Annotated in this window: 8 protein-coding genes; 3 read left to right on the forward strand and 5 right to left on the reverse strand. The window is 44.2% G+C overall.

Going from position 1 to position 9,347, the window contains the following annotated elements; genetic code table 11:
* Positions 1-101 precede the first annotated feature (101 nt).
* The gene (locus F6K63_RS35440) at positions 102-296 is read right to left on the reverse strand and encodes a type II toxin-antitoxin system HicB family antitoxin (protein ID WP_502708406.1); all 195 of its coding nucleotides are present in this window, start codon (positions 294-296) and stop codon (positions 102-104) included.
* A 177-nt stretch (positions 297-473) separates the two neighbouring features.
* Positions 474-887, reverse strand: coding sequence for a hypothetical protein (locus tag F6K63_RS35445; protein WP_287314802.1), 414 nt, complete (start codon positions 885-887; stop codon positions 474-476).
* 712 nt (positions 888-1,599) lie between these two features.
* Between F6K63_RS35445 and F6K63_RS35450 the strand changes: the two genes are divergently transcribed.
* Positions 1,600-1,785 (forward strand): hypothetical protein, encoded by a 186-nt coding sequence (locus tag F6K63_RS35450; RefSeq protein ID WP_287314804.1) that lies wholly within the window; start codon positions 1,600-1,602, stop codon positions 1,783-1,785.
* 2 nt (positions 1,786-1,787) lie between these two features.
* On the opposite strand, the gene F6K63_RS35455 is transcribed toward F6K63_RS35450, so the two are convergent.
* The 3 genes from F6K63_RS35455 to F6K63_RS35465 form a co-directional block, all read right to left on the reverse strand.
* A complete protein-coding gene (locus F6K63_RS35455; RefSeq protein ID WP_287314812.1) occupies positions 1,788-2,816 on the reverse strand; it encodes an RNA polymerase sigma factor in 1,029 nt (342 codons plus the stop codon).
* A 19-nt stretch (positions 2,817-2,835) separates the two neighbouring features.
* Positions 2,836-4,047, reverse strand: a complete 1,212-nt coding sequence (locus tag F6K63_RS35460) for an RNA-guided endonuclease InsQ/TnpB family protein (RefSeq protein ID WP_287314805.1) — start codon at positions 4,045-4,047, stop codon at positions 2,836-2,838.
* A 67-nt stretch (positions 4,048-4,114) separates the two neighbouring features.
* Positions 4,115-4,375 carry an RNA polymerase sigma factor gene (locus F6K63_RS35465; RefSeq protein ID WP_287314807.1) on the reverse strand — a complete coding sequence of 87 codons (261 nt, stop codon included), beginning with the start codon at positions 4,373-4,375 and terminating at the stop codon, positions 4,115-4,117.
* A 2,052-nt stretch (positions 4,376-6,427) separates the two neighbouring features.
* On the opposite strand from F6K63_RS35465, the gene F6K63_RS35470 reads away from it, so the two are divergent.
* Positions 6,428-7,825, forward strand: coding sequence for an AAA-like domain-containing protein (locus tag F6K63_RS35470; protein WP_287314808.1), 1,398 nt, complete (start codon positions 6,428-6,430; stop codon positions 7,823-7,825).
* A 534-nt stretch (positions 7,826-8,359) separates the two neighbouring features.
* Positions 8,360-9,232: an SAM-dependent methyltransferase gene (locus F6K63_RS35475; protein WP_287314810.1), complete on the forward strand. Its 873-nt coding sequence runs from the start codon at positions 8,360-8,362 to the stop codon at positions 9,230-9,232.
* Positions 9,233-9,347: the final 115 nt, after the last annotated feature.

Below are 9,347 nucleotides of genomic sequence, written 5' to 3' on the forward strand. Positions count from 1 at the left end.
TTGGTATAATTCTGGTATCATTCTAACTTGATAGGTCGTCTTGACAATTTCTGACCTATCTTTTTTTACCATAATTCGCTCAATTTAATATATATCAAGGTTTACGGGGCGCTTGTCGCCCCCCCAGGATCAATTCTCGCAGCAATCGCTTCTTCCAAACAGTAAGCTGCTGAAGCGAAGGCTTGTTCCATGGAATCTCCCTGAGTAATGGCTTCTGGCAAATCCTGAAAAGTGATCACAAACCCACCATCCGACTCGTCAGGGGTAAATCTAGCCGGGAATGAAAATCGACTAATTAGTAGATTCTACCATGGCAGTGTTAACCCGAGGATAAACCATTCTATTACTGATAATTAAAAAGGTGCGTTACACTTTGTTAACGCACCCGACAAGATAAGCTATCGCACTTTTGTCAACTTCTCAATGGAGAAATAATGACTGTGACTTTTGTCCCCTAATACAATGGGCAGACATCAAAATTCAAACAATGGGCAGACCTCAAGAGTCAATGGTTCACGACAACCATTATTAAGGCTTACCATTGCAGGAGCATTTGGAGTCTCAAAAAGAACTACAGATTGGCTACCACCCAAATCGTCAAATGATAGTGTATCGTGATAATTGTTCACCTTTGCTTGCCATGTACAATAATCACCATAACCTGAGGCGCGAAATCCGTACACTGCCCCTTGGGATTTAGGATCTTGATTACTATCCCACACATCTCCTTGACTCAAGATTCTGGTGAAGATGGGTTTCTGACAATGTAGTTGTGGTGTCGAAGCATGGACCGGTTGTGTGAAAACTGTAAAACCAATGATCAAAGCCATAGCCACTAATGTAGCTGGAATTGCTTTAAGCAACTGTTCAAACTTTTCTGAGAACATTATTTACTCCTTAAAAGGAATGAATTGTTTAAAGTTACAGGTAGACTTGTTTTCCACCTTTCAATCTAAAGACGATCTCAGAGGGGAATATCTGAATTTTGGACAATATGCGATCGCATAAGCGCGGAAGCTGAGGCCGTAGGCCACGCTACGCGAACGCTTCATCGCGTAGCGTTGGCTTTGCCGAATCGCACCCTAATTCCCTAAAAAAGAAAAGCGATCGCGTAGCGGCTGAATGCTCGCGCATCGCTCCTTCATACTCAAACTTTATAGCAAGGGAAGTATAGTTTAGGACATAGTCTTTTAGTTGAAAGGGAGCAGGGACTGAGGCCGTAGGCCACGCGGGGCGCGTTCGGAGCAGGGAGCAGAAGATGTCTTAAGCTTTACTTCGACTGCTATACTAACTGCGATCGCGTAGCGGCTCAATGCTCGCGCATCGCACTCCTTCGTACGCTCAACAAAAAAGCGATCGCATTCCCTAAAAAAGAAAAGCGATCGCATTCCCTAAAAAAGAAAAGCAATGCGCGAGTATTGAGCCACTACGGCAACGAAAGCATATGCGCTACGCGCACGCGTGCGCGTTCAGCGGTCAGTCGTCAGCCATTCGCAAGGTCTGAGGGGGTGACAAAAAGGCCTGTAGGCGTTGCGTCAGTCTTTAAATGAATAGGAGTAGAGTGGGCATCCTGCCCGCCCAAAGATTGTAACGGGCAAGATGCCCATTCCACGGCAAGATGCCAGTTCCACGGCAAGATGCCAGTTCCACGGCAAGATGCCTATTCCACAGGTGCGACCCGTGGCGAATTTAATTCTTAATAGGTCAAGCGCACCTAAGCAACATGCCTATTGTACAGATGCGACCCGCCGAACAGGCAAGATGCCTATTCCACCTCACTCTTAAAATCATTCCATTATTAAGCAATGTCGGCCTGTAAGCTTTACCGGATCGAAATTTGAGCAAATTGTGATCAAAAAAGATAGACCCGGTATGACGTTGTATAAATGCGGGATGATTTTAAGAGTTTTGTCGGGTGGGCATCTGGCTGCGGAATGGCGATCTTGGTGGAACGGCCATCTTGGTGGAACGGGCATCTTGGTGAAATGGCCATCTTGGTGAAATGGGCATCTTGGTGGAACAGCCATCTTGGTGGAACAGCCATCTTGGTGAAATGGCCATCTTGGTGGAACGGGCATCTTGGTGAAACAGCCATATTGGTGGAACAGCCATATTGCTGGAACGGGCATCTTGGTGGAACAGCCATCTTGGTGGAACGGGCATCTTGGTGAAACAGCCATCTTGGTGAAATGGCCATCTTGGTGGAATGGCCATCTTGCCCGTTTCATATTTATCCCGCCCCTCAGCAATGCCTCATTGTTGACTTCTAACTTTTCCTCAGAAGTAGCTGCAACAGGAACCGACTCAGAGTGCTGCACCCCTAGTGCTACCTCCTGCACTTCCTCCACCGCAACGGATGATGTCACCGTCTCGCCCACAATCGGTTCAACTTCTGTATTCCCCTGGGACATTTCCCCAATTGCTGACTCTGTTACCTCATTAGTTGACGTAACCGATAATTTTGTATCAGTTTCATCTTCGCCAATAAAATATCTCCTCAACTCCTCTCGCAGCATGGCCCGCGCCTGGGAGATGCGCTTACAGACATTCTGGTAGGAAATCTCTTGCTGTTGGGCTATGTCTCGATAAGACAGTTCTTGATAAAAGTGCAGGATAAAGGTCTGGTGCAGCCGAGCAGGTAAGTTATCAATGGCACGGCGGATGGCAATCTTTTTCTCGTCTGTTTCCAAAGCCCTTTCTGGGGTATCCTCACAGCAAAGCAGTCCTTTTTCCTCTGGAATCCCTTCTATATCCTTAACGTGGTTGGCGCTGCGACTATGTTCTCGATGAATATCCACGCAGAGGTTATGAGTCAGCTTTTTGACACTCCCCGTCCTAGAAGAACGGGGATTCTTTAATCAACGAGGAGACTTGTTCAACCAGGCCGGAACCAGGAAGAATAGAGGTTTCCTCTCCTAAAGCGTTTTGGTCTAAGACCAGGGTTCCGGTGTGCCCCACCGTACCCAAGGCTCTTTTCAGGATGTTGATGGCTGCATTATGGTCGCGATCTAATTTGCACCCACACTTGCAGGCGTGAGTTCTGGTTGATAGCGATTTTTTGACAACTTCACCACAACTGGAACAATTTTGACTAGTGTAAGCAGGATTAACTGCTACCGTTTGCCTGCCAAACTTTTGTCCAAAATATTCCAGCCATTTCCTGAATTGATACCAACCTGCATCATTAATAGATTTGGCAAGACAATGATTTTTGACTAAATTTCTAATCCTTAAGTCTTCGTAAGCAACCACGTCGTTAGAGTGGATTACGCAACGCGCCAGTCTCTTGGCATGTTCTTCACGTCGCCTACTTATTTTAAGGTGTGTCCGACCTAGTCTATTAATGGCTTTTCTACGATTGGATGAGCCTTTCTTTTTACGAGAAACCCGACGTTGATGAAACTTTAGTCTTTTTTCCCCTTTACTATAAAACCTGGGATTAGGTTCTACACCCCCTTTGGAGTCGGTGTAAAATTCCTTAAGTCCTACGTCTAGTCCAATATTAGTATGATTTGGTTTTAGAGATTCTTTTTCATCTACTTTTATACAGAACTGAACATAGTAGCCATCTGCGCGACTTACCAATCTAACCCGCTTAATTAGCTTTTGATTATAACGCCATAACTCCCAGGTTCCTTTCAGTTTCAGTTTCCCGATACCTTTGTTGTCTAAGAATTTTATTGATTTAGAATCCCCTGACAACTTCCAGCCCGATGTCTTGTATTCAACCGATCTGGAAAATTTCTTGAACTTGGGATATCCTTTTTTACCAGGAACTTTTTTTTTGCATTTATCGTAAAATCTAGCAATTGAGCTATAGGCTCTTTCAACCGAAGCCTGACATGCGTGGGAGTTCAAGTCTTTCACAAAGGGATACTCAGCTCTAAGGGACGTATTATAACGATACAGTTCTTTTTGTCCTATACCCTTGTTGTCCATCCAGTAACGGATACACTTGTTGCGGACAAATTGACCGGTGCGGATCGCCTCATCAATCGCAGCATATTGAGCTTTCTTTCCCTTGACCTTGAACTCTAAGACCTTCATTGTTGACGTGGGACAACTCTACGTAAAGTCTAACACAAAAAGAGAAAGCCGTCCTAGAAGGACGGGGCTATTGACCCAAATTTTTGGTCAGCCAAGCCTTAAAATTAGCGATTTTCCGCCCAAACTTTTGCACCTTCTCCCATGCCTTGAGCATGGCCCGACTCAGGGCATCTTCAGCATTGGTAGGGTTTCCACCCATCCACCTGAGACAGCGATGATAGAGATAGTCTTGATATTGCTGCCATTGCTGCCAAAACTCTTTCTCTGAAACCTGATGGGATTGGCCCAATGCAGTAGAACTGGCTTCTAATTGAATATCTGACATCATAATTGATCAATACAATGGTGTATGCTCTCCACGGGAGTCCAGGGCTGATTTGTAGTAAGCATTCAGCTATCAGCTATCAGCTTTGGGCCTGTGGCCACCCTGGGCGAACAGTACCGTGCGCGTAGCGCAATCGGCGCTTTTGAATAAAATAAGCACCTCAAGTAGCGTGAGCTTTTAGCTCACGGCTGACGGCACCTCAAGTAGCGTGAGCTTTTAGCTGATGGCTGACGGCTGACGGCTGAATGCTTAGGATTTGTACTCGAGATTTTTGACATCGATACCCGATCACCATTTGAGAGTATAGCGGTTTTTAGTCTGTTAATCTCATAAAACTCATGTAAAAACTCATGTAAAAACTCATGTAAAAACTCATGTAAAAACTCATGGCTCTATCGGGTTTATGTTAAAAATGTATAATACAATACATAATTTTAAATTATTTCATGGTAATAGCCTTTCTCCAAAAAGGTTTCACCATGAAATAACTTTTGCTTCTTACCACAAGTACGGTAGAAAAAACTCATGTAAAAACTCATATAAAAACTCATGTAAAAACTCATGTAAAAACTCATGGCTCTATCGGGTTTATGTTAAAAAATGTATAATACAATACATAATTTTTAAGGGCATCATGGTGAAAACCTTGTGGAGAAAGGGTTTCACCATGAAATAACTTTTTATGATTACCACAAGTACGGTAGAGCAAACTCATGTAAAAACTCATGTCTAGGGTTTTTATATAGGTTGTAAACAAAATTATTGCTCAAAAAGCGAATAGAAAAGAGGCAAAAGGCAATAGGGCCAAGAGATTCAAAGTTTTATTGTCCAATCAAAAAAGACCATACACGTTTACATCTCAAATAAAAACCCTATATACAGTCGAAAGTCGGGAGTCAACAGAAGCGGGAAATGGGGAGAATTCTTCCTATAGCACTACGCAATAAAGTTAGGACATGGCTAAAAGCTGAAAACCTGTTGTAGTAAACTTTTGACTTCTGACTTGTGACTTGCGGACTTGCGCGTAGCGCTAGATCTACCCATTTCCCGCTTATAAAAATCTGACTAAATCGCGTTTATACAAACAAAATCAATGGCTTTGAAGCGCAAACGCCACTTTTTTGCCTATTCTCTGCTATTCTCTGCTATTCTCTGCTATTCTCTGCTATTCTCTGCTATAATAGCCCTCCCCAGTCAGGGAGTCCCAGGAATACAACTAGTTAACAATATTTAATATTCAGCTGGAAATTATATATGGTATTCTAGCTGAGGGTCAGGAGAAGAAATGAAAGGAGGTCTGGCGTTGCTGAAACATTAGTACTATTTCCCATTAGCGCAAGCTTAAACCCGGGAGCTATAGATAATGTACAAATATTGATAGGTGACATGCTCCCCCTATTACCTATTATCCATTACCTATTACCCAAATAAGCGTACAAATGTTCGGCATAAGTGACATGCTCCCACTGCTGGTTAACTGGGGTGCCATTGCCCAGTCATCAGCTCTAAAATTGTAAGCTATCAGCTATCAGCTATCAGCTATCAGCGTGTCGCGTATCAGCTATTAGCTATCAGCTATCAGCTATTAGCCATTAGCTATCAGCGTGTCGCGTATCAGCTATCAGCTATCAGCGTGTCGCGTATCAGCTATCAGCTATCAGCGTGTCGCGTATCAGCTATTAGCCATTAGCTTATGCGCTATGGGCACGCTACTTTATGAACAGCTTTTGAATACAATAAGCTGACCACTAACGGCTGACCACTAACGGCTGACCACTGACGGCTGACGGCTGAATGCTTACCTAAAATTGGTTGCTCATTCAGGGTAAACCCATCTAATTTGCTGATTCATATTATGCATAATAGCGATGCAGCGCGGTCTTGGGGGTTTCCCCCATGAGCGACTGCATCAAGACAGTGTTTTTTAAATTCAATAAACACTATAGTTTTTAGTTCTCAAAAGGGTAAGGCCAAACCTTTAGGCTACGTTTCGGTGTGTCACGTTTGCTCGAGCACTTAAAAGGTGCTTGTTGATAAATTTCAGTGACCTTGTACATGAATATTAATAGTATACTGGAAATTGTTGACCGTCAACTAAAAGATAGTCAACATCGACCCCTTACTTCCACAGAAGTAATTATGCTGGGTGGGGTTTGGCAGTATAGAACTTATAACCAAATTGCCCTCGAAGCAGGTTATAGTGCAGGCTACCTTAGTAATGTCGTTGCTCCAGATTTGTATCAGCGACTCTCGGAGGTGATTGGCCAGCGGGTAAGCAAGAAAAACTGTCGGGTGCTGCTGGAGTCTTATGCCACTGCCCAAACATCCTCAGAGACAAACCCTTTGAAGCAAGATCTGGTGAAGCAAGATCTGCCGGGCAATCCCGCCCATGAAACCGGTGAGATACTACCAAGCTACCCCAGTGGCTCAATCCCTCTCGACTCTCCCTTTTACCTAGAACGCTCTTCCCTTGAGGAGCAAGTTTATCAAGAAATCAAGAAACCGGGAGCGTTAATCAGGATTAAAGCTCCCAGAGAAATGGGCAAAACGTCTCTGCTGCTGAGGATTCTTGACCATGGCAACCGCCTGGGCTACCATACTGTGAGCTTGAACCTAGAGCAAGTCGAGCAGGAAATTTTAAGCAATTTGAATCAATTTTTGCGCTGGCTGTGTGCCAACATCGCTCACCAGCTTCAGCGTAAACCGATGCTAGACGAGTATTGGGATGAAGACCTGGGCAGTAAAATTAGCTGCACCCTCTACTTCCAAGACTATCTACTTGAGTTAATTGATACTCCCCTAATCTTGGCATTGGATGAGGTGAGCCAGATTTTCGAGCATCCCCAAGTCGCCAAGGATTTTTTACCTCTGTTGCGTTCTTGGTACGAAGAAGGGAAAAGACTGCCCATCTGGCAAAAGCTTCGCCTGGTAGTGGTTCACTCCACGGAAATTTACGTTCCCCTGGAGCTTAACCAGTCTCCGTTCAATGTGGGGCTGCCGGTTCAGTTAAAAAACTTCAGCCAGGATGAGGTGCAGCAGTTAGCCCAAAGCTACGGACTCGACTGGGTAGGTCCCGAAGAAGCTAGACAATTAATGGTAATGCTGGGGGGACATCCGGCACTGGTAAACTTAACGCTCTATCATCTTAGTCGCAAGGAGATAACTCTGTCCCAACTGCTAGAAAGTGCTCCCACTGCTACCGGAATTTATGCTCATCACTTGCAGCGTCATTGGGCAACATTGGCAAAACAGCCGGAATTAGCACAAGCTCTTGATACGGTTCTCAAGGCCACTGAACCTGTGCCCTTAGACCCCATCCTAACTCACAAGTTAAGCAGTATGGGGTTGATTAAACTTTCAGGTGCTCAAGCGATCGCAAGTTGTGAATTGTATCGACAGTATTTTATGAAAAAGGGAGAGCAGCAGTTTATGTACGCACCCTCTGTCTTGTAGCCTAATCATTGATTAGACTTCTTGCAGAAGTCGGGAACAGGGAACAGGGAACAGGGAACAGGGACTGAGGCCGTAAGCCACGCGGGGCGCGTTCGGAGCAGGGAAGAAAATTGGATGTATAGCAGTCGCCAGCGATTTCGACAAACGCTATATCAGTTTTTAATGCTCCGTTCACGATTCAATGTTTTGTTTATTAGTTTTTTCATGAGATTTTATATGAGATTTTATATGAGTTTTATGAGTTTCATAGGTCAAAAGTCAAACTAATATAGTAAGTATTCAGCCGTGAGCTAAAAGCTCACGCTACTTGAGGTGCTGTCAGCTGTCAGCCTAATGCTTAAAATAAAGCGTTGCTGATTCAAAAGCTGTTCGGTGTAGCGTTCCCATCATAGCATAAGCTGAAAGCTGAAAGCTGAAAGCTGAAAGCTGAATGCTGAAAGCTGAAAGCTGAAAGCTGAAAGCTGAATGCTGAATGCTGAAAGCTGATAGCTGATAGCTTACCTTAAATGTCTGTGTCTTGTGTCTGTTACTCTGATGATCAAAAACTCCGATTCTAAGCTGAAGAGTAAATTGAATTTGGAAACTGGCTCTTTAACTATTGTCGGTACGGGGATTCAATTGGTAAGTCATCTGACCTTGGGGGCGAAAGCCTGGATAGAACAAGCGGACAAGGTTTTATATGCGTTGGCTGACCCAGTAACCGCTAAATGGCTCAAAGAATTGAATGCCACAGCAGAACCTTTGCCATATAACCGGAACAATCAATGGCGCAGACAGACTTATCAAGAAATGACCGAAAAAATATTGACAGAAGTTCGTAAGGGGCTGAATGTCTGTGCTGTGTTTTACGGTCATCCTGGGGTTTTTGCCAATCCAGTGCAGGCAGCTATTAAACAGGCACATCGTGAAGGCTTCAGAGCACAGATGCTACCTGGAATTTCTGCGGAAGATTGCTTATTTGCTGACCTTGGTGTCGATCCTGGTCGAAACGGGTGTCAAAGTTTTGAAGCAACGGACTTTTTGATTCGACGGCGTAAATTTGACCCCACTAGCCCCTTGATTTTGTGGCAGATTGCCATGGTTGGCAATCTCGGTTTTTATAAACCGGAGGAACAGTTTCGTCCTCTAACCATATTGACCGAGGTCTTAAAGACACATTATGGAGGTGACCATGAAGTGATTGTTTACGAAGCAGCAGTTTATTATCCAGTTTGCAAACCAGTTATCCAGCGTATTCCTCTGTCCAAGCTACCACAAAGCAGTGTTACTGAGGTTTCAACCCTTTATATTCCGCCTCAAGGGTTAGCACCTGTGGACAAAGAAATGATGGCGCGCTTAGGTATGTCTTTTGTTAAAGAAGCTACAGGGGAGTTACGTCCTGATAAATATTTTTTCCGACATATTTGACATTTTCCGACATCTTGTTGGATAATCTAACTTTACTGAACAAGATGTGTCAATGAATGAACAAATTAAATATGTTCCTCCCCGAGTCGCTGCTACCAGGCTCGGGGTCAGTACC

Origin of the sequence: Moorena sp. SIO1G6, assembly GCF_010672795.1 — a bacterium.
Taxonomy (GTDB): domain Bacteria; phylum Cyanobacteriota; class Cyanobacteriia; order Cyanobacteriales; family Coleofasciculaceae; genus Moorena; species Moorena producens.

Excerpts from the sequence above, each read along its gene's own strand:
- F6K63_RS35465 (WP_287314807.1), bottom strand. The coding sequence starts at position 4,375 with ATGATGTCAGATATTCAATTAGAAGCCAGTTCTACTGCATTGGGCCAA.
- F6K63_RS35475 (WP_287314810.1), top strand. The coding sequence starts at position 8,360 with ATGATCAAAAACTCCGATTCTAAGCTGAAGAGTAAATTGAATTTGGAA.
- F6K63_RS35460 (WP_287314805.1), bottom strand. The coding sequence starts at position 4,047 with ATGAAGGTCTTAGAGTTCAAGGTCAAGGGAAAGAAAGCTCAATATGCT.
- F6K63_RS35470 (WP_287314808.1), top strand. The coding sequence starts at position 6,428 with ATGAATATTAATAGTATACTGGAAATTGTTGACCGTCAACTAAAAGAT.
- F6K63_RS35445 (WP_287314802.1), bottom strand. The coding sequence starts at position 887 with ATGTTCTCAGAAAAGTTTGAACAGTTGCTTAAAGCAATTCCAGCTACA.
- F6K63_RS35450 (WP_287314804.1), top strand. The coding sequence starts at position 1,600 with ATGCCCATTCCACGGCAAGATGCCAGTTCCACGGCAAGATGCCAGTTC.